This window comes from Pseudomonas sp. IC_126 (assembly GCF_004331835.1).
GTDB lineage: Bacteria > Pseudomonadota > Gammaproteobacteria > Pseudomonadales > Pseudomonadaceae > Stutzerimonas.
In genome coordinates this window covers 37618-64049 of record NZ_SJSS01000008.1, presented here as the reverse complement: position 1 = coordinate 64049, position 26432 = coordinate 37618, and the positions used below count along the sequence as shown (strand labels likewise).

Genomic DNA, 26432 nt, shown 5'->3' with positions numbered 1-26432 from the left:
GCGTCTAGCTTTCAGCTTCAAGCTAATGGCTGTCTCATATCGAAGTGAGCTCTGATGCAAACCGATCTCGACGCTTATTTCCAACATCTGCGCAGCGAGCGGCACGTGTCGCCGCATACGCTGGATGCCTACCGGCGCGACCTGATCAAGGTGATGGGCTACTGCCAAAAGCAGCAGCTTGGGCAGTGGTCCGAGCTGAAAAGCGCCCACGTTCGCCAATTGGTTGCCGAACAGCACCGCCAGGGTCAATCCAGCCGTAGCCTGGCACGTCTGCTCTCATCGCTGCGCGGCCTGTATCGCTACCTCAATCAGGAAGGACGCTGCGCTTACGACCCGGCCGCCGGCATCTCCGCGCCCAAGGGCGAGAAACGCCTGCCACGACTGCTCGACACCGACCGGGCAATGCAGCTGCTCGACGGTGGCATCGAGGATGATTTCATCGGCCACCGTGATCATGCCATGCTCGAATTGTTCTATTCATCCGGACTGCGCCTGGCAGAGCTAATCGGCCTGAATCTCGATCAGCTCGACGTCCCGGCCGGCCTGGTTCACGTCCATGGCAAAGGCAACAAGGAGCGTGTGCTCCCTATCGGACGCAAGGCCCGCGAAGCGCTGCAGGCTTGGCTGCCGCTGCGGACGTTGAGCAATCCGGCCGATGGCGCGGTATTCGTCAGCCAGCAGGGACGCCGCCTCGGTGCGCGCGCGGTGCAACTGCGGGTACGCCAGGCCGGTGTGCGCGAGCTCGGCCAGCACCTGCACCCGCACATGCTGAGGCACAGTTTTGCCAGCCATGTACTCGAATCGTCGCAAGATCTGCGCTCCGTACAGGAAATGCTCGGCCATGCCGACATCGGCACCACGCAGATCTATACCCACCTGGATTTTCAGCATTTGGCCAAGGTCTATGACCAGGCGCACCCGCGAGCCAAACGTAAGCAGGACAGTGACCCATGAGCATTCAACTGATCACCTTCGACCTCGATGACACGCTGTGGGATGTCGGCCCAGTCATTCAGAGCGCCGAAATCCGCTTGCGAGATTGGCTCGGCCAATACGCGCCGCGCCTGGGCGACTTTCCTGTCGAGTCGCTGGCCGCGATCCGCCGCATGCTGGTCGAGTCCGAGCCAGGCCTGAAGCACCGCATCAGCGAACTGCGCCGGCGCATCCTCTTCCATGCGCTGCATGACGCCGGCTATCCGAGTGGCGAAGCGCAAGGCATTGCCGACCAGGCATTCGAAGTTTTTCTCGAAGCTCGCCATGCGATCGATCTCTTTCCCGACGTGCACCCGACGCTGGAGTGCCTGGCCAACCAATACACACTCGGTGTGCTGACCAATGGCAACGCCGATGTCCGTCGCCTGGGCCTCGCCGACTACTTTCAGTTCACCCTATGCGCCGAAGAATTGGGCATCGGCAAGCCGGACCCGCGGCCTTTCCAGGAAGCACAGGGCCGCGCGGGGGTGAGCGCCGAGCACGCGGTGCATATCGGTGATCACCCTGATGACGATATCGGTGGCGCGCAGCGGGCCGGCGTTCGCGCCATCTGGTTCAATCCAGCCGGAACGCCTTGGCAGCACGACGGTCAGCCAGACGCGGAGATCCGCAGCCTCGCAGAGCTCCCGGCTTTGCTGGCCGGTTGGCGATAACGCTTCAACGAATCGCAAATACGACGAAGCCCAACACCGGGCGGTGTTGGGCTTCGCTCGTGCTCAAGCGCTGATACAGCTCAAGGCGATGGCATGGCTCCTGCGAGCTCGACCAGCCTTCCGCCACCAGCGCTTTTCGCTGTGATTCAGATAGGCCGGCTGCCGTACTTGCTGTCAGGCTTTTTCGGCGGATCGGCGACTACGTTCGGTTCGACTTCCTGTACGCGCCCGCCACGGGCGAGGAACTCTTCCATCGCACGTGCCAGCTCGTCACGTTCGCGCTGCTTGGCTTCCAGGCTTGGCATTTCCTCGACGACCACCGTCTTGGCCTTGGCCTTCTTGGTCGTCGGGGTGGCGCGCTCACTGTCGGTCCCCTCGTCGTCAGCGTTGTCGTCGCCGTCATCGGCGGCGGCCAGCTCCTCGCCTTCCTCCTCGTCGTTAACGTCCAGATCGTCTTGTTCTAATTCTTCGTCGCTCATGTTCAACCTCGTACCTTGCCAAAGCGGAAGTTATAGCCCAGCGATGTGCTTTGTTCGCCACCGCCAAAAAAAATTCAACTTGCCATCCCGTGCAGCGTTGCGACGACCTGTCTGGCACCCCCTCGATCGCGGTGTTCCCCCAGATAGATACCTTGCCAAGTCCCTAATACCAGCTGCCCGTCGCCGACCGGCAAGCTCACCTGACAACCGAGCAGGCTCGCCTTGAAATGCGCCGGCAGATCGTCCGGCCCTTCGTAATCATGTTCGTAGCCATTCTGGCCTTGCGGCACCAAACGGTTGAAAAACGTCTCGAAGTCGCGCCGCACCGCGCCATCGGCGTTCTCGTTGATGGTCAGCGAGGCCGAGGTATGGCGCAGCCACAGGTGTAACAGACCGACCCGGCATTGTTGCAGTTCCGGTAGTTGTGCAAGCAGATCATCAGTAATCAGATGGAAGCCACGCGGTCTAGGACGCAGTGTGATCACGGTCTGTTGCCACATGCTGGAAAGCCCCTCGACACCTGAACGGGCGCATTCTAGCGCGGCGGCAGAAAAAACAAAGGGCGCTCGCGAGCGCCCTTTATCGTCACGTTGCGATCACCGCTTGTTGGTGAACTCCGGATAGGCTTCGAGACCGCACTCGACCACATCGACGCCCTCGTATTCCTCCTCCTCGCTCACTCGCAGCCCCATCACGGCCTTGAGGATGCCCCAGACGATCAGGCTGGCGACGAATACCCAGGCGAAGATCGAAGCCAGCCCCAGCAGCTGCGCGCCAAAGGACGCATCGGCGTTGGTCAGCGGCACCGCCAGCAGCCCCCACATGCCGACCACACCGTGCACCGAAATGGCACCGACCGGGTCATCGATACGCAGCTTATCCAGGCCGAGGATGCTGAACACCACCAGCACGCCACCGACACCGCCAATAAGCACGGCTTGCAGGGCGCTCGGCGTCAGCGGCTCGGCGGTGATCGCCACCAGCCCGGCCAGCGCACCGTTGAGAATCATGGTCAGATCGGATTTGCCGAACAGCAACCGTGCGGTGATCAGCGCCGCGACCAAGCCGCCGGCAGCCGCCATGTTGGTATTGGTGAACACCTGAGCGACTGCATTGGCGTCCTCGATAGTGCTCATGCGCAGCTGCGAGCCGCCGTTGAAGCCGAACCAGCCCATCCACAGGATGAAGGCACCCAGGGTCGCCAGCGGCAGATTGGCGCCGGGAATCGCATTGATTTGGCCGTTCGGGCCGTACTTGTCCTTTCGCGGGCCCAGCAGCAGCACGCCAGCCAGCGCAGCCGAAGCACCCGCCATGTGCACCAGACCGGAGCCCGCGAAATCGAGGAAGCCTGCCGCGTCGAGGAAACCGCCGCCCCACTTCCAGAAGCCTTGAATCGGGTAGATGAACCCGGTCATCACTACGGCGAAGGCAATGAAGGCCCAGAGCTTCATGCGCTCGGCCACCGCGCCGGACACCACCGACATACAGGTTGCGGCAAATACGATCTGGAAGAAGAAGTCGGCCCTCGCCGAGTAGTAAGGCGCATCCTCACCACCCGCGGCGACTACATCCACGGCGTTCTCGTCACCGATCAGGAAACCCAGGCTCGGCAGGATGCCGCCTTCGGGGCTCGAATACATGATGTAGTAGCCGATCAGCAGATACATGATCGAAGCCACCGAATACAGCACGATATTCTTGGTGAGAATTTCCGCCGTGTTCTTGGCCCGCACCAGACCGGATTCGAGCATGGCGAAACCGGCCGCCATCCACATCACCAGCGCACCGCAGATGACGAAGTAGAAGGTATCGAGTCCGTACTGGACGGGTATCAGAGCTGTGCTGTCCATGTGTCACCTCTATGTGTCGCGCGTTTCGCGCCATTCGGTCGCCGGCTGGCCTTTCTAGCGGCAAGCCGGCCCCAAACCCGGGGTTGGCTCCGGGGGTTTCATACGCTTGATCGGGATTTACAGGTTGTAGCCGCGCTCGTTGTGCAGGCTGAGGTCGAGTCCGATAGTTTCTTCGTCATCGCTGACCCGCAGGCCCATCACCCAATCGATCACCTTGAGAATCACAAAGGTGACGATTGCCGTGTAGACGACGGTGAACAGCACGCCCTTGAGCTGGATCCACAGCTGCAGCGCGATGTTGTCCACCTCACCGAAGCCGCCCAGTGCAGGCGCTGCGAATGCGCCGGTGAGCAACGCACCGACGATGCCGCCGATGCCGTGCACACCAAAGGCGTCCAGCGAATCGTCGTAACCGAGCTTGCGTTTCAGGCTGGTGGCGCAGAAGAAGCAGATGACGCCCGACGCCAGGCCGATGATCAGCGCGCCCATCGGCCCGACCGTGCCGGCAGCCGGCGTGATGGCAACCAGGCCGGCGACCACGCCGGAGGCGATGCCCAGGGCACTGGGTTTGCCATGGGTCAGCCACTCGGCAAACATCCAGCCCAAAGCCGCAGCAGCAGTGGCGATCTGCGTCACGAGCATGGCCATGCCCGCGGTGCCGTTGGCGCCCAGCGAGGACCCGGCATTGAAGCCGAACCAGCCGATCCAGAGCATTGCGGCGCCCACCAATGTCAGCCCCAGGTTGTGCGGCGCCATCGGCGTGGTCGGAAAGCCCTTGCGCTTGCCGAGCACAAGGCAGGCCACTAGGCCAGCGATACCGGCATTGATGTGCACCACGGTACCGCCGGCGAAATCGAGTACGCCCCAATCCCACATCAGGCCGCCGTCACCGCCCCAGACCATATGTGCGATCGGCGCATAGACCAGGGTGAACCAGACGCCCATGAACACCAGCATCGCGGAGAACTTCATGCGTTCGGCGAAAGCCCCGACGATCAGCGCCGGAGTGATGATGGCGAAGGTCATCTGGAAGGTGATGAACACGCTTTCCGGAACCGTGCCGGTGAGGCTGTCTGGGGTCAGGCCGCTGAGAAAAGCACGGTCGAGACCACCGATAAAGGAGCTGAAATTGGTGACGCCTGCTTCCATGCCGGTGGTGTCGAACGCCAGGCTGTAGCCGTAGGCCATCCAGAGGATGCTCATCAGGCCAGCGATGGCGAAGCACTGCAGCATGACGGACAGGATGTTCTTGGAGCGGACCATGCCGCCATAGAACAAGGCCAGGCCAGGGATGGTCATGAACAGCACCAGCGCGGTGGCGGTGAGCATCCAGGCCGTGTCGCCTGAATCGAGCGTCGCGTCCTGCGCCAAGGCGATGCCTGGGCTTATCAGAGACAAAAGGGCTCCTAGCCCTGCGAATCTTCGCAGAGTCATGGTTTTACTCCTGGGGCGTGGGGGTTCGTAGGCCTGCCGAAGCAGGCAATCGCAAAGCGTCGGATCGTGCGTAGCGTGTGAAATCAGACTCGACTGGCTTGCCTGATTTCGCCTGAGCCCGGGCGCTGCCCGGTCAATCGTTCACTACGCGACGACGCCGATCAGATCGCGTCGGTATCGGTTTCGCCTGTGCGGATGCGGATGGCCTGCTCCAGATTGACGACGAAAATCTTGCCGTCGCCGATCTTGCCGGTGTTGGCGGCCTTGGTGATGGCCTCGATCACGCGATCCAGCTGGTCGTCGGCAATCGCCACGTCGATTTTCACCTTCGGCAGAAAATCGACCACGTATTCAGCGCCGCGATACAGTTCGGTGTGGCCTTTCTGGCGCCCGAAACCCTTGACCTCGGTGACCGTGATGCCCTGGACGCCGATTTCGGACAGCGACTCGCGTACGTCGTCCAGCTTGAACGGCTTGATGATGGCAGTAACTAATTTCATGAAAACTTCTCCCGTTTAGGTGGACTTGCCCCAGAAGTACGAACCCAGGACAAGTCTAAGCTCTGTGTCTGGCTCTTGTAACGCGTCGACATAGCCGAGCGACCTCCAACACCATCAGCCGATCCGACGAAACGTCCTGAATCGTCTGCGCACCGCAACGCACCGGTGCGTCTTCATGACGAGCCAAGCAGAATCAATGCCAGGTCCGTGAGAAGTGCGTGATAGCGCGCCCCACCGCAGCCGCTCGGGTCGCATCGCTGACAGACCCACAAAACCGCGCACCAATACCGGGCAAGGCGATGCGACCGCCTGCCCATAAACGTGCACTGCGACGAAAATCGGCCTCAAACAGGCCGTGCTACACTGCCCGCCGCTCAGAAACAGGTGATGTCCATGCTCCCACCCAAAGCTTTTCTCGACGCCATCGGCTCTCAGGCTTCACGCCTGTTCAACGGCGAGACGCCGCTACCCCGCCCCGAAATCGAAGCCCAGTTCAAAAGCATCGTGCAGGGCGCGCTGAGCAAACTGGACGTTGTCAGCCGCGACGAATTCGACAACCAGATGGTGGTGCTCGCGCGCACCCGAGCGCGGCTCGAAGCACTCGAGGCCAAGGTCGCCGAGCTGGAAGAAAGACTGCAGCCACCCGCCGCCGACTAAGCTCGGTGGCGACACGATCAAAGGAGTGATCGAATGTCCCTCGCCATAGTTCATAGCCGCGCCCAGGTGGGCGTCGAGGCGCCCGCTGTCACTGTCGAAGCCCACTTGGCCAATGGCCTGCCTTCGCTGGCACTGGTTGGGTTGCCCGAGACCGCCGTCAAGGAGAGCAAGGATCGCGTGCGCAGTGCGATCCTGACCTCCGACTTCGATTTCCCGGCCCGCCGCATCACACTCAATCTCGCCCCTGCCGACCTGCCGAAAGACGGTGGCCGCTTCGATCTGGCCATCGCCTTGGGCATTCTCGCCGCCAGTGGACAGATTCCCACAGACCGCCTCGATACCCTGGAATGTCTGGGCGAGCTGGCGCTATCCGGCGCGTTGCGCCCGGTGCAGGGCGTGTTGCCTGCGGCCCTGGCGGCACGTCAGGCCGGGCGCGCGCTGCTGGTGCCGCGAGCCAATGCGGAGGAAGCCAGTCTGGCTTCAGGGCTGGTGGTTTACGCCGCTGATCATTTGCTGGAAGTCGCGGCGCACTTCAACGGCGTCATGCCTATCGCTCCCTTCGAGGCCCAGGGCCTGCTGCGTCAGGTGCTGCCCTACCCCGATCTGGCCGATGTGCAGGGCCAGGCCGCCGCCAAACGCGGTTTATTGGTCGCGGCGGCTGGCGCGCACAATCTGCTTTTTTCAGGCCCCCCGGGCACCGGCAAGACGCTGCTGGCCAGCCGCCTTCCCGGTTTGCTCCCACCACTTGAAGAACAGGAAGCGCTGGAAGTCGCGGCGATTCATTCGGTCGCCAGCCAGTCGCCGCTGGAGCATTGGCCGCAACGACCGTTTCGCCAGCCCCATCACAGTGCATCCGGGCCGGCGCTAGTCGGTGGCGGCAGCCGGCCGAGACCCGGCGAGATTACGCTGGCGCACCAGGGCGTGCTGTTCCTCGACGAGCTGCCGGAGTTCGATCGCAAGGTATTGGAAGTGCTCAGAGAGCCCCTGGAATCAGGCTGTATCGTGATCGCACGGGCGCGCGACAAAGTGCGTTTTCCGGCCCGTTTTCAGCTGGTCGCGCTTATGAAGTGTACTCTTCAATGGTGTACCTACCGACTGAGCAAGCTTATTTTGCTGAAAACATTATCTTTTTTGAGAATACAACATCTTTTTTCACCAGGAACAGGTATACGAGATGTCGGAAAGCGATTTGGTGGTGTTTTCTGTATGTAGAACGAGAGCCGGGGGCATTAGAGAAGGCAGCAGCTCGCTGGATGCGAGTAGATGGGCACAAGCGTCTATCCTTCGCCAAGGAATTGAGGCACTTGCACATCAGTCGAGGCTGTGTCCGATAGATAGCACATCCATCAGCCAGATACGCCAAGCTCTAAAATACTTGAGCGAATCATCGGCAGAAATGCTCAATCGCAGTCCAACGCAATTGATAGAACGCGACATAGTGGCAATTCTACATGCCATGGAGGCCGATCTCTCAACAAATACTAAGCTAACGCGCGAAAGTGCGTCGAAATTCTCTACAGCTTTGCGCCGCATTCTCACATCAGGACCTGACAAACTAGGAGACGGAAATAGCCTGAGAGGAGTAGTCCAAGAGCACTTTCCCCGTTTACGACGTCGCAAACGATTGCCGAGAAACGATCTTCCTTCTGAACTAGCACTCCAACGTCATGTAGATTGGGATGATTTAGTGCGCCAGACGCATGAGACATTACTTAATCGACAGACGGCTATCGAGGAGGCAATAGCTAAAGAGTTTTATTTATATGAGAGGATCATCACTCAGCAAAACCAGTGGTTGGCTGTCCCAATTTCGCAAGAGAGCAGATACAAAACAGTAGGATGGAATAGAGACAAGAACAAATATTTAAGGGCCAAGCCTGAACCGGCTCTCTTAGCTGCAGTCTTGCTTCAACAACTAGAACAGCATAAACCAGCGACTGACTCAACCGGACTCCCAGAAGGAGTTTATCCCGTTTGCAGCGTTGCTACCGCAATCGAAGGTGTATCAGCATACCAATTCCGTAATAGCTCGGCGCCTTGGTTCCAAGCTCGCTATCGGCTTCCTAATCCGGTTATGGTTGCAATATTTATTGCGCTTCTTATTCACACCGGCTGGAACCAGAGCGCCGTTGGCTCTCTCACTTTATCCGATATCACACCGCAGCCGCAGGGCGGCTATCAATTGCAGGGGTATAAGGGAAAAACGGACGACGACACACCGGTGGTAGATGTTTTCCCATCTTCACGACTGGTCTGCAAGGCTATTTCCCTTCTGCTGTGGAACCATCAACAGCTCAAAGCGCTAAATCTGATCGCACCTTCAGAATTACGATTATGGTTCGGCTGGCAGATTGACGGATTTAAATATACTATCAATTTTGCCGACGCTCTACGGATAAAAAGATTTTGTATTAGCCACAACCTAGACAAGTTCACGGCATCGGAGATACGCCCCCTTAGATCTGCACTAACCTATCTTCCTCAACGCGACCTCGAAGCAGTACGTGTATTACTAGGGCATAAGCACCTATTAGTGACGGATGGATACCTCCAAAATACGCTTTTCTTTCGCATGAATGAAGCAAATATGTTGCAGTTTCAGCGTCGCATAGAAACATCATTGACTTATCTTTCTGGCGGCGAACATCTTGTAACGGAGCGAAAGTTAAACCATTCCGATATAGATCAAAATTTACTTTTCCCAACAGGAGATGGAGGCGCCTGCATTGATCCTTACTGCGGGCACCCAGAGGAAAACTTAGAGCCTGGCGAGCCTTGTGCCGGTACATTATGCCAATCCGGAACAGGCTGCCCTAATTATCGACTGACTGTCACAGAACGCACTCTCGAAATGGCTCTTAGGACTTTGCGTTACTATCAATCTCGATGGAGCAATCTCTATCACATAAATCAGGCTGCCTTTTCACGGTTACATATTCCACGACTTCTGTACATACATGTTTTGTTGTCTATTGTTCATGAGCAGCGTCCCGACCTGCTTAGAAAAGCAGAGGAAAAGCTGGTATGAATTCTCTTCTTGCAGAGCATATAGAGCACGATGCGTTAGGCATTGATGCAGGTTTTTGCTATGTACCTGTCTCGGAGAAATTAGCCTATAGCGGAACGTCAATTCACTATCAAGACAATCTAGGCAATCACATCATCAACCTTGCGGATTTCATTCTCCCACCAACACTCGGGCAGCCTTCGTTTATTCGCCTTAGTGATGAGCAAGATTATATCAATACGGCAATAGCCATAGCTGATCGGAAGCTGCGCAACGCAAAGATGGAACGACCCCCGGCTAGGACCTTAACACGGCAGCTATATTTACTTCGCCATGTCCTCGACTGGCTTAGATCCCGGGGAATATATCGACTACGCGACGCTACGAAGCATGACATTGCGGAGTTGATGGATGCTTATGCCAAAGGAGGCTGGGTGGCTGCGCTCAAGGTCGACGAGCGTTGGCATTGTGCCTTAGACCTGACCACATCAGACGACTTCGAACTTGGCTTTCACTACAGGACGTGTAGAGGAATCAGATATATTGAAACGTTACGGCAACCATTTTGGCGCGAACGAATTGGATGGGGTGGATTATTGCCATTGCCTTATAGCGTCAAATCAAGAATCGAGGCCATACCCACGTTACAATTTACTGCGGACTGGAAGAAGCGCAAAGCTTCTGATGCGGTTCCGGTCGGCCGTCTAGTCGTTCAAAACACCTTAAGTTCGCTTAACGACTGGTGTTTATTGTCCCCTGTAGTTGATCGGTTGCAGCAGCGCTCAGCTGAACAGCCCGCGCGTTCATCTAGACGCTTGTCTCCGAAAAAGGCAACCAGAACTGCCAACCTGAAATTAGAAGAAGCAGTTAGGGTAATGCTCCAGGCCTTACACATGCTCTATGAAGTGGCACCAATACTGATAGAGTTACTAAAAAGCGCCAGGACCGCAGAAGGACGCCATCCAAAACTCTCTTCCCTGTCCAATTCTTGGCTCGCAACGCACCCGGTCACTCAAAAGCTAAACAGCCTCTTGCGAAAACCTATCACGCTCTGGATGACTTCAGGATGTTACGCGAAGAACGATCATAGCCATACAGTGGACCAAGTTCTCAGTGCGATACAGTGCGCGTGCGCGATCATTTTGGCAGCCATGAACGCTCGGCGTAATCGCGAGATATGTGACGTACATTATGGCCTGCGGGTTGATGATTTAACTGTGATCGATGACGACGCCGGAATTTATCAAACTCGATTCTACATCGAAAAAACATATTTCGGGCGTCATGTATTTTATATCAACCGGACCTCAGCAGATGCTATTCGGTGCTTGGAGGAGCTCGCAAGGCTGAGCTTGCCGCCGGATAGAGAAGCTGAATCGGGGGGAAGTATCTTTACCTGCGGCCGACGTAACCAACGGGGCATACAAGGCGAGGCACACCTAAGTTTTGCCAATGATTCAGGGCGAACCAGGTCACTTGTTAGCTTTTTCCAAGTAGCCTTAGGTGGGAATTCCGATGACTTGAGCCTGTCGCCACATATGTTTAGACGCTTCTATGCTCTATTGTATTTTCATCAATACGAACATGCGGATCTACGCGCACTTAAACAGCAACTAAGGCACCTTGACGTAGCTAGGACTCGGGTATACGTCACTGATCCGTCGAGTCGGCCGCTTGCAGAGCAGATCCGTGCGCGTCTAGGTCAATCACGTTTCTCGGTAGCGAATGAGAAATTACGCTCAGCCTTAGATGAAAGTTACGCAGACCTGGACACAGCGTTGGCCGAAGTGGAACAGGAAAAGCTTTCGATGGCGGTAGAACAAATTTTGTCAGGGGAAGGGACAGCAGGGGGATTTAGCCGAATTGTCCGCAAGCTGTACCGCCAAATGCGGTCCAATCTTGCCATTGCGCAGAATGAGGCGGCAGCACCTATAACTAAAACATTATCAGGTCGTGGTTACCGCGCAAAACCTATGTTTCATGGGCAATGCCATGCTCCTGATGCGAAACGCCAACTGAAGGCGAAGTGCGAACGCGGTAGTGATTTGGCACGCGAGCATGCAAGCGCTCGGCTATGTCAACATTGCCCATACCATTTTAATAACCAAGCCTATCTCGACAACCTTCGGGATGATCTAAAACAGTTAGAGACCGATAGCTGTGATATTTTGTTACCACCTCTTCAGCAAGCTCGTGCAGCTTTTGACTATGATAACTTGGTTCAATTAATTGCGGTGACTGAGGAGCAAATACAAAAAAATGCTGATCAATTAAACCAGATTAACCGTGCGCGAGAAGTCATTTCGTGAGTCGACTACTGCATCAATCACAAGTATCAAAACAAGCTGCGCAGGCGGCTATTGATCGCAAGCTTGCTCTGTTGAACGACTGGATCGAACAAGGCATTCCATACCGTATGGATGAAGACGGGCATGTGTTACTTGACTCACGGGATCGCAAGGTACTGGAGTTCTTTCCAACCAGCTTGCGGCAATTTAAGCTGTGGGATGGATCCCAGAACTCTCCCCGCTTGCAAGCAAAACTCCCTCTACTGACCGTGACAGGGAATGACACGCTATCTAAGCGTCCGGCAAGCGCAGAGCAAGCTGCTCGCCTTATTGCCGCATTGCGTCTGTGCGCAGAAAATCAACAAGCGTCTGGCAGCGCAACCACTGCGCGCAAGCTCCAGCAAGCTTTGAAAATTGCTCAGCACACAATCGGTTTACGGGTCGCTGAGCTCAGGGAACAGCAACGGGAACTGCGCCAGATGAAGCGAGAGCATGCGCAGCTCCGAGCAAAATACGAAGGAGATAATGCCGAGCTCAGGAAAAATCTGAACCTTACAGCGGCTGCGCTGAGTCAGGAGCAACAACGAAACGCCAAACTAACCAAACTGCTGGCTAAGGTAAGCCCTCTGAGAGCCCCCCATGGCAGCTAGCACTCAGGCCAAAGCCGATGCCGCTGTTAAGAGGCTACAAGCATGGCTGTCAGGCGCTAATATCGTTCCGCGGCGTAACGGTCGGCTTAACAAAGCAGCCTTGTGCGCTGCTGTTGGCATAACTCGGTCGACACTAGGATCGAACCCCAGACTACGAGAATTGATTGCGTCTCTGGAAAAATCACAGCCGCTATCCCCCAAGCCCGAATCAGCGTCTAAAGTTTCGGAACTTGAACGCGCAGTTACCGCGCTAGAGGAAGAGAATGCTGATCTGAAACGCAAGTTGCATGCTGTGACGCTTCTGCTTACCACTGGCCGAAGCCTTCATCCATGACCTGTGGATTGGTCGAGAAGAATCTGCTCTCTTCGCACACCGGGCTCGTGGAGAGCGTGCTCGAGGAAAGCGATAGCACCATCATCTTGCGCTGGCGAACCGTCTCTGGAGCTTGGCGCGCCCACATTCCGCCATATGCTCTCATTACTCGCCCGTTGCCTGGACAGGTATGGTTCTTTGAGGGCATTAGAGGTTACGACCCAGAGACTGGCGAGCGATGGGAGATCTTGAGGGGTGAAAGATGTATGCCGCCAAGCCCACTCATTATCCCTTTCCTTTGCAAGAATGTCCCCGGCCTCCACGAGCATCGCGCTAAGCGATGGGAATCTCGGTTAGGTGACTTGTTAACTGAGTCTCTTTCTATGGCCAATGTCCATCTGTTAGCAGATACATTAGGCGGCCCCTTGCAATATCAAATTGCAGAGCGGACCGTCCTATTCTGGCAAACGTTTATACAGTGCTTACCCTTGATAAAAAGAATGCACGTCTCGGCCTGCGCGGACGAATTGGCCAAGCTAATGTTCGATCATTACGGGAATGAAGCCTACGAGAAGCTGCGTGTAAACCCATATCGGTTGCTGGCGTTCACGTCTTTTCAAGAAGCCGATCTGATCGCACTAAGTATGGGTATTCCGATGGAAGACCCTCGGCGTCTGACGGCAGCCATAGACGCGGTCATGTACCAAAGTCAGGACCATGGACAGCTCGGGCTGGAGTCTTCACAGCTGCAGGAAGCAGTAGCTAAACTGCTATGCATTCAAAAGCATGAAACGTTTGCGGCTATTCTTCGGGCAGAGAAAGATGGCCAGCTAGTACGCCTAGCCACTGAAATATTGATAAGTGAGGCAACCGCGCGCCAGTTGGCGTTTGTAACTTATACACTGACAACTTTAGTCCACTCCTACAAGTCCTCGGCACGCCGACGAAGACACATATCTATTGAGGATGCGGTGCTGCAGACCTTATGTTATAAAAGCAGCTGGGTACGTGGTCATTCAGCCAAACTTCGGCACGCTTTTATCACATCATTAACTGAAGCGCTGACATCACAAAATGAGTCATTTCAAATAATTGTTGAAAGTCCTTTAGTTGAAGAAAGCCTACTTAACAAATCGAAGAATCTCCCAGTAAGCACTTCGACAAAGGCTTTATTTGAAACAGCACCACCCGGAAGACACACAGTCATTTGGCTGTCATCATCACAGTCTTTAATGGCATTGGCTCGAGCGTTAGCGTGTGCCAGTGGTGCGACCCGTTTTGTTTTAGTTGACGATGGATTAGCGGCAACTGAGAAGGATCTGGTCGCAACACTTCTAACTTATAGCGAATTACCTTCTGCGCACCTTATAGATCCCGGCTCCTCAAACGAAACCAAAGAACCTCATGCCGAAAATCTCACAAGCTGCTTTCTGGAAAGTCTGGAGCCGTATCGCTCATCGGCGCCAAAAAAGCCCGGAAATTTCGTTCTACGGGTAGGTTCTAGCGATTTTTTTAGAGCATTGATAGGACTATGTTTCCAACAACTTAAAAACGGCCCTGTTGCGGTAGTTTTTGCTAATCGGGACGATTGTGATTTTTTTAAAGCGCGCTGGGCGAATGACCTCTCACAGTTGCCAGCGCCACCTTTCCACGAGTCTTTGACCGTCACTACGTTAGACGCTATCGAGTCTGAAGACGTGACAACCATGGTACTCCCTTTGCCGCTAAGCAGATTCCCCTTCCCCGGCCGGCCGGCATTTCGGACGTTGAAGTGTGAACGGTTTGTAACTGTGGCCACAATTGATGTGTCATCGGGAGTACCGGATGAAATTAATAAGCACATTAGCCATGCTTTACTGTCATTGAGCAAGCAGCTCATTACCCAGGCAAAATCTCGAATTTTGGGTAGCCCTGATGGCAATAAATAAAACTTCAATTGCTTTGTATAGAGATGCCGCCAGCGATGGCAGTACATACTGGCATTTATGTGATCACTATGGTGGCACAATTTGGCCATTCATTGACTACATCATAGACTGTGTGGACGTTGACGAGCTCAACCATAAAACCATCGAAAATCGAGCATATGCACTATTGAAGTGGTTCCGCTTTCTGCATAACCAGCAGGTCGGGATGTGGAATGTAACGGACGAAACCTTGAAGATATTTCGCAACGCGCTGGTTGAACGGCGAGCAGTCAATAGCGGCAAAAGTCCTCAGGCCCGTCGACGTTCAGTTAACTTAGATCTTCGTAATGTATATCTCTTTTACGCATGGCTTCAAAAGGACCCCACGTATGGCGCCAACCGACGTTTACTAGGTGTGCATCAGTGTCAGATAACAAGTACATTATTGCTAGACATCAACCCACAGAAACGCAACCGCCAACGTTATCCGCTTACGTTTAAACATGCGGGTGAGCGCAGCAAGCATCGCCTAGGATTCGTGCCTAATGAGTCCCATCGATCAGCACTTACTGAATATTTTTACGATACATTCCCTTCGCATCTGGCACTGCGCAACTGCCTAATTTTTGAGCTGGCTTGGTTAGTAGGTTGGCGAAGAGGCTCGATACTGAGTCTAACAGTCGCAGATTTTGCTGCCGCGCGTGCGCAGCCCTATGAGGATTTTCCAGTAACCCCCGCGAAACAAAAGTTTGGCTATGACAATAGCTTTGACGTGCCTGGGCGCGTGGTAGCTCGACTTCTGAACTATATTGATACCGAGCGCGGTGATTGTCTAATTCGGACCCGAAGCTCCCGGTCCGAGATTTTTCTTAATGATCGAAATGGTCAGCCCCTTACGGCCGGGGCTGTGTCGACCTTATTCAACCGCGCTCGGCATGCTTTGGATTGGCCTTGGGGGGCAGGGCTGCACGCTTGGCGTAGAGGCTTCACCAACGCTTATCTGGAGCGTGATTTAGACGCTCGAATAGAACTTGGACTGGATACCAGCGGGGAATCGCTGTCAATGTCGATCGCGCAAGCACTGGGTCAGGAAAGCTTGGGTAGCCAGGCGGCATATGTTCGGGATACGCAACGACGAATCCGCGGCAGCTCCACTTTCCGTGACAAAGAAGCAAATGCGCGCCTCGCTGACGAAAATAACCGTCTGCGGGCGGATGTCGCGTCCCTATCGAGGGAATTAGCAGCATTAGATGCACGACTGCGCTCTACTAAGAGATGAACGTGCAGCCTTTATGGAAAAACGCGGGCATAAGTCGAGCGAATGAGCCTGGCGGACCAAAAAGCGAATGGCCTCCGCAGATGTACTGGCGGAGATATATATACCACCGCTCATGAAATGGGTGATCTACGAGTGTGAGTCAGCATGCAGCCTCAACTGAATACTTTGATGATCGCTGCGCCGATGATCGCCTCGACATAGTCTCATTCCTCCACTGACGACTTTGAGTGAGGCAGACCGCATGGCATTCGAGTTCGGCGGGGACGCTTGCGCTGGTGTTTGGGAGACTGGAAATCAGCTTGCTGCTATCCAGTAGTTGGTCCCCATGGCCTGAATACATAAATGGCCAGAGTGGTCCAAAAATCCCGATCACTGGGCTGTGCGCGAAAGGATACTGCGCTAACCTCACCGAATAGTAACGAGCATGTGTGCCTGTTACCGCATTGAGGAAGGAACCTTTGCGCATCGAGTCGATCACGGTATCTGGTTTTCGTTGTTTCGGGCCGAATGAGATTGTCATCCCAATCTCAGATAAGGTCACCACGATCGTTGGCCCTAACGCTGCGGGTAAAACTGCGCTTCTCCAGGCTATGTCAAAGCTGTTTGGGGTCACACGGGCGCAGCGCACCGTACTACTTTCAGATTTTCACCTCGCTCTTGGAGAGGATCCTGAAAGCCGCGATTCCAAAGAACTTTTCATCGAGGCGCTCATCGCTTTCCCAGAGTTGATGGACGGGTCTGCAACCCCAGAAACCATCGCTCCTTCATTTCGGCACATGTTGATCACTAGAGCGGCCCAAGCGCCTGTTTGCCGAATGCGGCTTGAAGCACAATGGGACGACGACGGCACGCTAGAGGGAGAGGTGTCACAGAACCTCTTTTGGATCGATAGCCTGGATGCAGAGCCCGCAGAGGACAAATACCACCCTGTGGCTGTAACCGATCGGGGCCTCATACAACTTTATTACACCCCAGCTAGCCGGGATGCCGCCGGCCAAGTCCGAACAACTGCCGGTACGCTGGCCGCCCGACTGCTGAGGGCTATTGAATGGTCCTCCGACACTGAAGACAAAGTGCAAGAGGCGACTGAGAGCCTGACAGCCGCATTTGAAGGCGAATCTGCGATCACCGCGATTACCGAGGCTCTGCAAACTCGCTGGGCAGATTTGCATGACGACGCTTCCAGTACCAAGCCAAGACTCAGTCTGGTGAGCCGACGGTTTGAGGAGGTGATAAACAAGATCGCAGTCATATTTGAGCAGGGGCCTGACAAGCGAGAAAGAGGTATCGAAGCCCTAAGCGACGGACAACAGTCACTATTTTACTTCGCATTGGCCGCCGCCGTTTTTGACCTGGAGCGCGAGGTCGTTGAAGGTTCTGTAGAAGGATTTCGGGAGGATGTACTCCATATTCCCGCACTCACATTGTTTGCCCTTGAGGAACCTGAAAACCATCTTTCACCCTACTTTCTTGCTCGAATCATCCGCCAGGCTCGATCGTTGACTGAGGCCAGCGGGGCTCAGGTTATAATTACCAGCCATTCGCCGGCAGTTCTTAGCCGAGTCGAGCCGAGTGAGGTCCGCTACTGCCGCTGCCACGCAAAGACGCGCGTCTCTACTGTGAAACGAATTGAGCTTCCAACTGACGATGTTGAAGCCAGCAAGTTTGTACGTGGAGCCATCTTGGCCTATCCAGAGCTGTACTTCGCTCGGTTCGTCCTGCTTGTTGAGGGAGACTCGGAAAGGATTGTTCTACCTCAACTCGCCGAGGCGCTTGATCTTCTCATCGACCCAGCTTTCGTCGCGATCGTCCCTCTAGGTGGACGACACGTACAATATTTCTGGCGACTACTTAGGGGATTAGGTATTCCTCACGCGACTCTCCTAGACTTGGACCTCGGCCGTGATGGTGGTGGTTGGGGGCGAGTGAAAACAGCGATTGAGAAGCTTATTGAGTTCGGCGCACCCAAGGCTGAACTGCTGAAAACCACAAACGGCGTTATGACCGACGCGTCATTTGCCAAAATGCACGAATGGGAAAACTCGCCGGACCACTCTTGTTTGTTGGGTTGGGTTAACAGCTTGAAGCAGTACGGGGTCTACTTTTCGGCCCCGCTAGACCTTGATCTAGGCATGCTGAATGGCTTCCCCGCGGACTATGCCGCCGTGATCCCTAAAGGGGGTGGTCCCCGTATGGCCGCTGACAAGGCCGCGGAGGTTGTCTTGGGGGTGTCAGGTCCGGGGCTTTCGGTATACACGGGACCCTATGAGAACTACCCACCATTGTTTCCGGATTATCGGTACCACTTTCTCACCCACAGCAAGCCAGCTACGCATTTGGCGGCATTGGCCCGGATTAGCAAGGCGAGCCTAGTCGAGGACATGCCAGCAGTTCTGGCCGAAGTCGTTCGCCATATTGCCAGCTCGTTGAAGCGGGACTGAGCATGCCCGCCTCGTCACGCCGAATCCGTCCCGAGGATTGGAAGCCCGTAGGGGTTAAAGCTCTTGAGCCCAACGCCCTGAAAGTGGTCCGTTCGAGAAAAAATCGGTCCGTTATTGCGGGGCCAGGCGCTGGCAAGACAGAGCTACTCGCACAGCGCGCGGCCTTTCTGCTTCAGACTGATACCGCCTCATCTCCTCGGCGTATTTTGGCGATCAGTTTCAAACGCGATGCTGCGGCCAATCTGGCAGCACGCGTACGTCAGCGCTGTCACCATACCCACGCGAGCCGCTTCGACTCGATGAGGGGTCATGCCGAGATAAAGGGAAAATTCACTCACTTCGCTCGTAACGTGTTGATGCCAGGAGAGTTTACCAAATAGACCGCACAGCCTCTGATCGTGGACTATCTTTTCTGACTCCTCAGAAAAAGGAGTTCCTATGGCTTCATTAGAGCGTACGGCGTATCCCACTCTGCCAAAGGCGTATTCAAAAGCTGAGCTGCAGCGTGATTTTTCATTCTCAGATGATGAGATTAAGTGGGTACGAAGCAAGTCCAAGGCCCCCTTTCACCTCAATCTCGCCGTTCTCCTCAAGACCTTTCAGGTGCTCCGATATTTTCCTGATATCACCGACGTACCTAATCAACTAGTGGACTTCATTCGCGGAGAGTTGGGTCAGCGTAGCAAGGTGAAAATCGCGGAATACAAGTGGTTCCAGCAATATCGCCACATGAACGCGATCCGAGCTCGCCTCGGTGTGACGGCATTCTACGGCTCTGATGCCATGGAGCTCGCCGAGCGGCATGCCAAAGCAATGTCGTTTGTGCTTGACCAGCGCGCCGACATCATCAACTCCGTAATCGAAGAGCTGATCCGCCAGGATCATGAGCTCCCTGCGTACTCGACCCTGAATGATCTTGCTGAGCGAATTCATGCCGAATCCCAAGAGGCAATATTCAACCTTGTAGTAACCAGAACGCCAGTCGAGGTGATCCACAAGCTAAAGGATCTGCTCGATACTGACTTCGGCCGACGCCAGAGCGACTTCAATGCGCTGAAGCAGGCGCCCAAGAAGCCATCTCGCAAGCACTTGGAGGTACTGATCGATCATCTGGCATGGCTAGAGAGCTTCGGGGATCTGGGTGCCATTTTTGAAGGAATAGTCGACACCAAGATCCGTCACTTCGCTGCCCAAGCCGCGGCGTCGGACGTAGCCGAGTTGAAGGACTGCTTACTGCCGAAGCGCTACACGCTGATGCTGGCCTTAATCTACCGCATGCGCGTGCGGACCCGGGATCACTTGGCCGAGATGTTCATCCGACGGATTTCGACGATCCATAAACGCGCCAAGGAGGAGTTGGAGCAAATCCAGGCGCGGCAACGCCAGAAGCTAGAGCAGTTGGCGGCGACCCTAGATGGCGTGGTGCAGATTCTGGTTCAAGAACCGGATGACCAGGAGGCTGGCAGTCTAATTCGGGAATACCTCTCCCCCGGTGGCAATCTGGATCGGTTGCGTGAGACTTGCGCCGAAGTACAGGCTACCGGCGGTAATAACTACCTCCCGCTGATCTGGAAGCACTTCAAGTCCCATCGCTCGTTATTGTTCCGTCTAAGCCACCTTCTTCAACTGGAGCCCACGACTCAGGATCGATCGCTGGTTCAGGCTCTTCAACTGATCCAGGACAGCGAGAATCTACACCGCGAATGGGTCGACGAGCACGTCGACTTGTCGTTTGCGTCGGAGCGCTGGGGCAAGGTCGTTCGCCGTCCTGCCAGTGAGGGGCCACCGACCAACCGGCGCTATTTAGAAGTCTGCGTGTTCTCCTACCTGGCCAGCGAGCTGCGATCGGGTGACATGTGTGTACAGGGGTCGGAATCCTTCGCCGACTACCGCAAGCAGTTGCTGCCCTGGGAAGAATGCCTGCAGCGACTACCGGCCTACTGCGAAAAGGTCGGGCTGCCAGGCACGGCCAAGGAGTTTGTTGCCTCCCTCAAGACTCAGCTGGAGGAAACCGCGCAACAACTGGACGACAAATTCCCATCTTGCCGAGGGGACGTATCGATTAACGAAGCCGGAGAACCGGTGTTGCGCCGAGTAACGGCGCGGGACATTCCACCTTCGGCCATCTCACTACAGACGGCGCTTATGCAGCGCATGCCGGCCAGGCACGTGCTCGACATCATGGCCAACATCGAGCATTGGATTCAGTTCACGCGGCATTTCGGTCCCATGTCCGGTAACGAGCCGAAGCTCAAAGAGCCTGCCGAGCGCTATCTGATGACCATCTTCGCCATGGGCTGCAATCTTGGTCCCAACCAGGCTGCGCGGCATCTGGCCGGTAATGTCACGCCACACATGCTGTCCTATACGAATCGCCGCCACCTTTCACTGGAGAAGCTGGACAAGGCTAACCGCGAGCTGGTGGAACTCTATTTGCAGCTTGATCTGCCTAAGCTCTGGGGCGATGGCAAGGCGGTGGCAGCGGACGGCACGCAGTTCGACTTCTATGATGACAACCTGCTGGCCGGCTATCATTTCCGCTACCGCAAGATGGGTGCCGTGGCCTATCGGCACGTGGCCAACAACTACATCGCTGTGTTCCAGCACTTCATCCCACCAGGCATCTGGGAGGCGATTTACGTAATTGAGGGCTGCTTAAGGCTGATCTCAGTGTCGAGGCAGACACTGTGTATTCAGATACTCAGGGGCAATCGGCGACAGTCTTTGCCTTCACCCATCTGCTGGGCATCAACCTGATGCCGCGTATCCGCAACTGGCGTGACCTGGTGATGTGCAGGCCGGATCGCGGTGCGTCGTACAAGCATATCAACCGCCTGTTCACCGACACTGCCGACTGGCACTTGATCGAAACTCACTGGCAAGATCTGATGCAGGTCGCGCTGTCCATCCAGGCCGGCAAAATCTCCTCGCCTATGCTGCTGCGAAAACTCGGCTCCTATAGTCGGCGCAACAAGCTCTACCATGCGGCCCAGGCACTGGGCAGCGTGATCCGCACGATCTTCCTGCTCAACTGGATCGGCAGCCGCGAGTTGCGCCAGGAAGTCACCGCGAACACCAACAAAATCGAGTCCTACAATGGTTTCTCGAAGTGGCTTTCGTTCGGTGGCGACGTGATTGCCGAGAACGATCCGGACGAACAGCAAAAACGTCTGCGCTACAACGACATGGTGGCCTCATCGGTGATCCTGCAGAACACTGTGGATATGATGCGCATTCTGCTGAAATTGGCCCGAGAGGGTTGGCAGTTCACCGACGAGGATGTGTCCTTCCTCAGCCCCTACCTGACCAGCAACGTCAAACGCTTCGGCGAATTCAACCTCAAGCTCAACCGGCCACCGGAGCCCTGGATTAAGGACTCGGTGTTCCAACAAGCTGCCGGCTCGCTGCGGGTGATCACATCTCGCCAGCTAGATACCGAGAAAACGACATGATCAATGTTCCTCCCGCAGCCTTTCGCGTTACACCGTACGGCGAAGTCGATGCGGTGGCGTTGGAAAACCTGCGCGACGGCTTCGACACCTCTCAACTGCTCCGGCTGATTGATCGATTGGACGCCTGCTTGCTGCAACTGGGCGGAACCACCGCCATTCGCGACGAGCTGCTGAGATTGCATGCGATGGCTCTGACGATAATTGAGGGCATCGCCCTTACGGTGCCTGCCGAGAGTGCTTGTATCTGGGCAGAAGCCGAATCTCTGCAGACGGATCTTGAGGCGCTGGTTGCCTGGGCTCGCACTGCTCAGCTCATCATTGCGCCGCTGATAAATCTTGCTCCACAGCACGAGGCATGAGCGCTCTCGCCGATTTCGACCAGGTTCACCTGTTCCTGACCATGGCTGGAATCGCCCGTAAGTAGATCAATTCACCAATCAGTTCTACGAGTGTCTGAGTGATCACAGCCGCTGCGGCCAGCGCGCGAATGGACTCGGGGAGCGCTAGGGCCAGGGGAAGCACTACAAGCGAGTTGCGAGTGCCTGAGCTAAAGGCCACTGCACGTGCGGCAGAAGCCTCCAAGCCAAATAGCCGGGAGCTGAGCACGCCGAGGGCGGGAGCGAGTAAAAGAAAGGCTCCGTATACCGGAAGCAACGGCGCCAGGATGTCGAGTTGGTACACGACGGCCGCGATCTGCGAACCCACCACCACGATTAGAACCAGGGCCATCGCAGGCACTGGCAGCCAGGCCCAACCTGCGCTCCATGCGCGAACCAGCAGAGATCGGCGCCCTCCAAATTCGGTGAGCACAGCCGCTACCAAGGGTAGGACGATCAGTAACAGGAATGCTTCTGCGAAGGGCCACAGCTCGATCACTGTGCCGGCTTCGGAACCAAGGATTAGCTGCAAGTAGAGGGGCAGCAGCAGAAGCTGGAGCAACAGCAGCAATGGCGTCGCCGCGAGCACCAGACGAGAGTCCCCTTTGCCCAGGTGGGTGAAGACCACCACGTAATCGATACAAGGCGTCAGCAGGACAAGCAGCGCGCCGACCAACAAGGCCTTGTTCGATGAGAGCGGCCACGTCACCAGCCACACCATCAATGGCACTAACAGGAAGTTGGCCAGCAACAGGGCACCGACGAAGCGGCGGTTGGCAAAGGCTTCTCGCAGTTCCAGAAAAGGGATCTGCAGAAACATGGCATACATCAGCACGGCAATCGCCGGTGTGATGGCCATGGCCGTCAGTCCGGTGAATTGCGCAGAGCTCAAACCTGCAATGGCAGCGGCCACCACCGCCGCGAAATAAAATGCTATCTGGTGTTCTTCCAGCCAGTCCCGCGACATCTGATATCTTCCCTTGTTGCGCAAGGGCGACATTCTCGCACTGGCATCGGATTTAACCCAGCGTTGAGGCTGGTTACGCAGCGGGCTGCCTGGTTGCTTTTCGCTTGTGCCAGTGGGCGAAGGTTTACAACGCTCCAACAAGTCCTACCGAGAAGAGGAAGCATGGTGTTTCGAAAAAACCGGATGGCGGGTCTGACGCAAGTGTTCTTCACCGCCAGGAGCTAACCGAGATGAATCCTCAACCTTCAGGCATGACCTGGAATCTCCTGCTGCTAACCTGGCTGGTCGCACTGATATCGACCCTGTCCGCGCTGTTCATTGGCGAGGTGATGGGCCAGGCACCCTGCGTGCTGTGCTGGTTCCAGCGAGCCTTCATGTTTCCGCTGACGGTGATCCTGGCCATCGCCTGCTACCGCTCGGATTTCACAGTCTGGCGTTATGCCCTACCGCTGACCGTTATCGGTGCGGCGCTGGCATTTGTTCATACGCTGCTCTATGCAGGGCTGATTCCACAGCCGATCCAGCCCTGCACGGCCACCGGTCCATCCTGCTCAGGCGCCGGAATGACCCTTTTCGGCGTAGTGCCCCTGCCGGCGCTCGCCTTGTTAGCTTTTATCCTTATCGGCATCCTGCTCATTATTATCCGTCGGAGAACCGCCCCATGAATCGCCGTTCCGTGGTCCTGATCGTCAGTGTCGTGATCCTGGCCGTCTTTGCTGCCGCTGCATTCTTCTATTCCCCCTCCCAGTCGCCTCAACAGGCCCAGGCTCCCGGTTCGACCGCCCAAGAGGCCGCGACACAAACCAAACAAGGCGGCGGCCAGTTGGTTCGCTTCCACTCACCGGTGTTCGGCCCGGCGCAGGCCCCAGTAACCATCGTCGAATTCTTTGACCCTTCCTGCGAGGCATGTCGCGCCTTCCACCCCTATGTGAAGCAGATCCTCGCCGAGAACCCGGAAGACGTGCGTTTGGTGCTGCGCTATGTACTGTTCCATCAAGGCTCCGAAGAGGTGGCGCGGATGCTGGAGGCGGCGCGTAAGCAAAATCTCCATGAACAAGTGTTGGAGGCTGTGCTGGAGGCCCAACCCGGTTGGCACGATGACCCCAAAGTCACGCAGGCATGGGCTGCCGCAGAGCGCGTCGGTTTGAACTTGGAGCAGGCCCGCCAGGACATGCATACGCCTGGCGTCAACGCCGTGCTGGAAACGGACATGCAGGACGTTAAGGCCGTTGGGGTTCGTGGCACGCCGACCTTTTTTGTCAATGGTCGTGCGCTCAGCGAGTTTGGCCCGGAGCCGCTGCGCCAGTTGGTGAACAGCGAAGTGGCCAAGGCACGGAAATGACACTATGAGCGCGCTGGAAAACCGCGTGCCACCGCTGCTCGTGGCGGGCCTGATGGCTGTGCTGATGGGTTTGTCGGGAACCAAATTGCCGGGCTTCGAACTGGCATGGACCGCGCGCCTGACCTTCGCTTTGCCGGTACTGCTCCTGGGGCTCGGCGTGTGCCTCGCCGGCGTACTGTCGTTTCGCCGCGCTCGCACTACGGTCAATCCACTAATGCCGCAGCAGGCTTCGGCATTAGTGGAGGCTGGCATCTACCAATACAGCCGCAACCCCATGTACTTAGGCTTCGCCATTATCCTTGCGGCTTGGGCGCTGGCCTTGGCCTCGCCTCTGACCCTGCTGGGCGTGGTTGCTTTCGTGCTGTACATGAACCGTTTCCAGATAGCAGCCGAAGAGTGGGCGCTGGAAGCACTGTTCGGCGAATCATTCGTCCGCTACCGCGCACAAGTCCGCCGCTGGCTCTGAGCCTCGGCGGCGTTAGCGACTGCCGGGGCATACTCGTCACATCAGCATGCCGAAGATGCCCACGACCTAGCCTGATCTCCTCGTGAGGAACTGATTTGGGCACATGCCGCTAGCATGTCTCTGGTCGATGACATAGCGGCAACGAGTGATGTCACAAGTTCACTCCGGTTGATATCGAGCTAACTGTCTAGCAACAGCGTTGAGCGCAAAGCAGGCTTATGCTTCGCTGCGATGACTGTCGGCCTGCCTGGTGTCGATACAAACACTGCCGTCTAGTTCCATTTCAAGTGTCGAGTGGCTGACTTTGAATTGCTCATGAAGTACTCGTTTTAAATCAGTCTTTACTCGTTCAATTTCGGGCAGGCTAGCCTTCTTGATGACAACGTGAGCTTCCAATGCAGTTGAATGTTCGGCAATTTCCCAGACATGTACGTGGTGAACACTCACAACGTCGTCCACTTGCTCCATGACATTGATTATATCAGTGATGGAAACTCCTTCTGGTGCGCCCTCCATTAACAAGTGAATGGTTTTAGGCAGCATGCTAAAGCCCTGCCAGAGCACGTACCCAGCAATCATCAGTGTCAGGACAGTATCCGTCCAGTACCAGCCATACAGAAGAATCAATGTTCCGGCAATAATAACCCCGACGGAGGCCAGCGCATCCGACACATTGTGCAGGAATGCCGCCTTTATATTCATGCTATTCTTAGACATTGTGTAGGTGAGCAAGGCCGTGACGACATCTACAATCAAGGCTATTCCCGCCACCACGACCACTGTCCATCCTTCAATGGGCTGTGGGGCAAAAAACCGACCTATAGCTTCGTAGATGAGGTAGAGACCAACGATAATCAGCGTGACCAAGTTAATCAAAGCCGCTATGGTTTCACTGCGTCGGTAGCCGAAGGTTTTAAAAGCATCTGGCGGTTTGCGACCGATTTTACGTGCGATGAGCGCAATAACCAGTGATGCGGCATCGCTCAAGTTATGTAGCGCGTCAGCTATGAGCGATAAACTGCCAGAAAGTATTCCTCCAACAACTTGTGCCAGAGTTAGCACAGTATTAACGCCAATGGCAGCGATTAAACGCTTATCGCCTATGGCTTCGGTGTTATGGTTATGTTCGTGAGCCATTGGTTTTTAACCGTCCTTAAATAACATAAGACAAGGATAGGGAGCCCAAAAAAAGTAATAGATAATACTAGCACCAATACCATCTGGCCTTCCAAACCACACTGACAGAAATGCGACCACTCTCAAGCGAGTTCGTGCATTATCGTCTGAAACTTGCCGATAACTGGCCGATCCCTCTCAAACGTTAAACGACGTTGCTCGCTAATGATAGATGATACGGCGTCAATCCGAGGATGACAA

General features: G+C 55.6%; 21 protein-coding genes and 2 pseudogenes. 16 read left to right on the top strand and 7 right to left on the bottom strand.

What is annotated here, in order from left to right:
- Positions 1–54: 54 nt before the first annotated feature.
- Both xerC and E0D86_RS19765 read left to right on the top strand, forming a co-directional pair.
- Positions 55–954, top strand: a complete 900-nt coding sequence (gene xerC, locus E0D86_RS19770) for a tyrosine recombinase XerC (protein WP_131651741.1) — start codon at positions 55–57, stop codon at positions 952–954.
- Positions 951–1646 carry an HAD family hydrolase gene (locus tag E0D86_RS19765; protein ID WP_131651740.1) on the top strand — a complete coding sequence of 232 codons (696 nt, stop codon included), beginning with the start codon at positions 951–953 and terminating at the stop codon, positions 1644–1646. Before xerC ends, E0D86_RS19765 begins: the two co-directional genes overlap by 4 nt.
- A gap of 146 nt (positions 1647–1792) precedes the next feature.
- On the opposite strand, the gene sutA is transcribed toward E0D86_RS19765, so the two are convergent.
- The 5 genes from sutA to glnK all read right to left on the bottom strand — a co-directional run bounded on the left by sutA (position 1793) and on the right by glnK (position 5909).
- Positions 1793–2125, bottom strand: a complete 333-nt coding sequence (gene sutA / locus E0D86_RS19760; protein ID WP_131651739.1) for a transcriptional regulator SutA — start codon at positions 2123–2125, stop codon at positions 1793–1795.
- Between the two features lie 74 nt (positions 2126–2199).
- Positions 2200–2625, bottom strand: a complete 426-nt coding sequence (locus tag E0D86_RS19755) for a secondary thiamine-phosphate synthase enzyme YjbQ (protein ID WP_131651738.1) — start codon at positions 2623–2625, stop codon at positions 2200–2202.
- A 96-nt stretch (positions 2626–2721) separates the two neighbouring features.
- On the bottom strand, positions 2722–3975 hold the full coding sequence (locus E0D86_RS19750; protein WP_131651737.1) for an ammonium transporter: 1254 nt from the start codon (positions 3973–3975) through the stop codon (positions 2722–2724).
- Positions 3976–4092: 117 nt separating this feature from the next.
- Positions 4093–5409 (bottom strand): ammonium transporter, encoded by a 1317-nt coding sequence (locus tag E0D86_RS19745; protein ID WP_131651736.1) that lies wholly within the window; start codon positions 5407–5409, stop codon positions 4093–4095.
- A gap of 161 nt (positions 5410–5570) precedes the next feature.
- Positions 5571–5909, bottom strand: a complete 339-nt coding sequence (gene glnK, locus E0D86_RS19740) for a P-II family nitrogen regulator (RefSeq protein ID WP_003096476.1) — start codon at positions 5907–5909, stop codon at positions 5571–5573.
- A 393-nt stretch (positions 5910–6302) separates the two neighbouring features.
- Here glnK and E0D86_RS19735 point away from each other — a divergent pair, with 393 nt between their 5' ends.
- The 11 genes and pseudogenes from E0D86_RS19735 (at position 6303) to tnpC (ending at position 22262) form a co-directional block, all read left to right on the top strand.
- Positions 6303–6566, top strand: a complete 264-nt coding sequence (locus tag E0D86_RS19735; protein WP_131651735.1) for an accessory factor UbiK family protein — start codon at positions 6303–6305, stop codon at positions 6564–6566.
- 27 nt (positions 6567–6593) lie between these two features.
- Positions 6594–7631 (top strand): annotated as a pseudogene (locus tag E0D86_RS19730) (YifB family Mg chelatase-like AAA ATPase); the annotation flags it as partial.
- Between the two features lie 109 nt (positions 7632–7740).
- The gene (locus E0D86_RS19725) at positions 7741–9594 is read left to right on the top strand and encodes a hypothetical protein (protein ID WP_131651734.1); all 1854 of its coding nucleotides are present in this window, start codon (positions 7741–7743) and stop codon (positions 9592–9594) included.
- Complete coding sequence (locus tag E0D86_RS19720) at positions 9591–11882, top strand: site-specific integrase (protein ID WP_131651733.1); 2292 nt, start codon at positions 9591–9593, stop codon at positions 11880–11882. Before E0D86_RS19725 ends, E0D86_RS19720 begins: the two co-directional genes overlap by 4 nt.
- On the top strand, positions 11879–12511 hold the full coding sequence (locus E0D86_RS19715; RefSeq protein ID WP_131651732.1) for a hypothetical protein: 633 nt from the start codon (positions 11879–11881) through the stop codon (positions 12509–12511). The genes E0D86_RS19720 and E0D86_RS19715 overlap by 4 nt, the downstream gene beginning before the upstream one ends.
- Positions 12512–13207: 696 nt before the next feature.
- A complete protein-coding gene (locus E0D86_RS19710) occupies positions 13208–14752 on the top strand; it encodes a helix-hairpin-helix domain-containing protein (RefSeq protein ID WP_165914270.1) in 1545 nt (514 codons plus the stop codon).
- A complete protein-coding gene (locus E0D86_RS19705; protein ID WP_131651730.1) occupies positions 14739–16010 on the top strand; it encodes a hypothetical protein in 1272 nt (423 codons plus the stop codon). The genes E0D86_RS19710 and E0D86_RS19705 overlap by 14 nt, the downstream gene beginning before the upstream one ends.
- Positions 16011–16468: 458 nt before the next feature.
- Positions 16469–18451 carry an ATP-dependent endonuclease gene (locus E0D86_RS19700; protein ID WP_131651729.1) on the top strand — a complete coding sequence of 661 codons (1983 nt, stop codon included), beginning with the start codon at positions 16469–16471 and terminating at the stop codon, positions 18449–18451.
- Between the two features lie 2 nt (positions 18452–18453).
- On the top strand, positions 18454–18831 hold the full coding sequence (locus tag E0D86_RS19695) for a UvrD-helicase domain-containing protein (RefSeq protein ID WP_256681283.1): 378 nt from the start codon (positions 18454–18456) through the stop codon (positions 18829–18831).
- Between the two features lie 58 nt (positions 18832–18889).
- Positions 18890–21903 (top strand): annotated as a pseudogene (locus E0D86_RS19690) (Tn3 family transposase).
- Complete coding sequence (tnpC, locus tag E0D86_RS19685; protein ID WP_131651728.1) at positions 21900–22262, top strand: Tn3 family transposase post-transcriptional regulator TnpC; 363 nt, start codon at positions 21900–21902, stop codon at positions 22260–22262. Before E0D86_RS19690 ends, tnpC begins: the two are co-directional and overlap by 4 nt.
- Before the next feature lie 25 nt (positions 22263–22287).
- Here tnpC and E0D86_RS19680 read toward each other — a convergent pair whose 3' ends face one another.
- Positions 22288–23247, bottom strand: a complete 960-nt coding sequence (locus tag E0D86_RS19680) for an arsenic resistance protein (RefSeq protein ID WP_131651727.1) — start codon at positions 23245–23247, stop codon at positions 22288–22290.
- A gap of 230 nt (positions 23248–23477) precedes the next feature.
- On the opposite strand from E0D86_RS19680, the gene E0D86_RS19675 reads away from it, so the two are divergent.
- The 3 genes from E0D86_RS19675 to E0D86_RS19665 are packed head-to-tail and all read left to right on the top strand — an operon-like array spanning position 23478 to position 25055.
- Complete coding sequence (locus tag E0D86_RS19675; RefSeq protein ID WP_031297409.1) at positions 23478–23912, top strand: disulfide bond formation protein B; 435 nt, start codon at positions 23478–23480, stop codon at positions 23910–23912.
- Positions 23909–24589, top strand: a complete 681-nt coding sequence (locus tag E0D86_RS19670; RefSeq protein WP_023444712.1) for a thioredoxin domain-containing protein — start codon at positions 23909–23911, stop codon at positions 24587–24589. Before E0D86_RS19675 ends, E0D86_RS19670 begins: the two co-directional genes overlap by 4 nt.
- A 4-nt stretch (positions 24590–24593) precedes the next feature.
- Positions 24594–25055 (top strand): isoprenylcysteine carboxylmethyltransferase family protein, encoded by a 462-nt coding sequence (locus E0D86_RS19665; RefSeq protein ID WP_131651726.1) that lies wholly within the window; start codon positions 24594–24596, stop codon positions 25053–25055.
- 216 nt (positions 25056–25271) lie between these two features.
- Here E0D86_RS19665 and E0D86_RS19660 read toward each other — a convergent pair whose 3' ends face one another.
- Positions 25272–26192 (bottom strand): cation diffusion facilitator family transporter, encoded by a 921-nt coding sequence (locus E0D86_RS19660; RefSeq protein ID WP_037041098.1) that lies wholly within the window; start codon positions 26190–26192, stop codon positions 25272–25274.
- Positions 26193–26432 lie beyond the last annotated feature (240 nt).

Bases quoted from the DNA above. Each gene is read 5' to 3' on its own strand.
- xerC (WP_131651741.1), top strand. From the start codon at position 55: ATGCAAACCGATCTCGACGCTTATTTCCAACATCTGCGCAGCGAGCGG.
- E0D86_RS19765 (WP_131651740.1), top strand. From the start codon at position 951: ATGAGCATTCAACTGATCACCTTCGACCTCGATGACACGCTGTGGGAT.
- sutA (WP_131651739.1), bottom strand. From the start codon at position 2,125: ATGAGCGACGAAGAATTAGAACAAGACGATCTGGACGTTAACGACGAG.
- E0D86_RS19755 (WP_131651738.1), bottom strand. From the start codon at position 2,625: ATGTGGCAACAGACCGTGATCACACTGCGTCCTAGACCGCGTGGCTTC.
- E0D86_RS19750 (WP_131651737.1), bottom strand. From the start codon at position 3,975: ATGGACAGCACAGCTCTGATACCCGTCCAGTACGGACTCGATACCTTC.
- E0D86_RS19745 (WP_131651736.1), bottom strand. From the start codon at position 5,409: ATGACTCTGCGAAGATTCGCAGGGCTAGGAGCCCTTTTGTCTCTGATA.
- glnK (WP_003096476.1), bottom strand. From the start codon at position 5,909: ATGAAATTAGTTACTGCCATCATCAAGCCGTTCAAGCTGGACGACGTA.
- E0D86_RS19735 (WP_131651735.1), top strand. From the start codon at position 6,303: ATGCTCCCACCCAAAGCTTTTCTCGACGCCATCGGCTCTCAGGCTTCA.
- E0D86_RS19725 (WP_131651734.1), top strand. From the start codon at position 7,741: ATGTCGGAAAGCGATTTGGTGGTGTTTTCTGTATGTAGAACGAGAGCC.
- E0D86_RS19720 (WP_131651733.1), top strand. From the start codon at position 9,591: ATGAATTCTCTTCTTGCAGAGCATATAGAGCACGATGCGTTAGGCATT.
- E0D86_RS19710 (WP_165914270.1), top strand. From the start codon at position 13,208: ATGGCCAATGTCCATCTGTTAGCAGATACATTAGGCGGCCCCTTGCAA.
- E0D86_RS19705 (WP_131651730.1), top strand. From the start codon at position 14,739: ATGGCAATAAATAAAACTTCAATTGCTTTGTATAGAGATGCCGCCAGC.
- E0D86_RS19695 (WP_256681283.1), top strand. From the start codon at position 18,454: ATGCCCGCCTCGTCACGCCGAATCCGTCCCGAGGATTGGAAGCCCGTA.
- tnpC (WP_131651728.1), top strand. From the start codon at position 21,900: ATGATCAATGTTCCTCCCGCAGCCTTTCGCGTTACACCGTACGGCGAA.
- E0D86_RS19680 (WP_131651727.1), bottom strand. From the start codon at position 23,247: ATGTCGCGGGACTGGCTGGAAGAACACCAGATAGCATTTTATTTCGCG.
- E0D86_RS19675 (WP_031297409.1), top strand. From the start codon at position 23,478: ATGAATCCTCAACCTTCAGGCATGACCTGGAATCTCCTGCTGCTAACC.
- E0D86_RS19670 (WP_023444712.1), top strand. From the start codon at position 23,909: ATGAATCGCCGTTCCGTGGTCCTGATCGTCAGTGTCGTGATCCTGGCC.
- E0D86_RS19665 (WP_131651726.1), top strand. From the start codon at position 24,594: ATGAGCGCGCTGGAAAACCGCGTGCCACCGCTGCTCGTGGCGGGCCTG.
- E0D86_RS19660 (WP_037041098.1), bottom strand. From the start codon at position 26,192: ATGGCTCACGAACATAACCATAACACCGAAGCCATAGGCGATAAGCGT.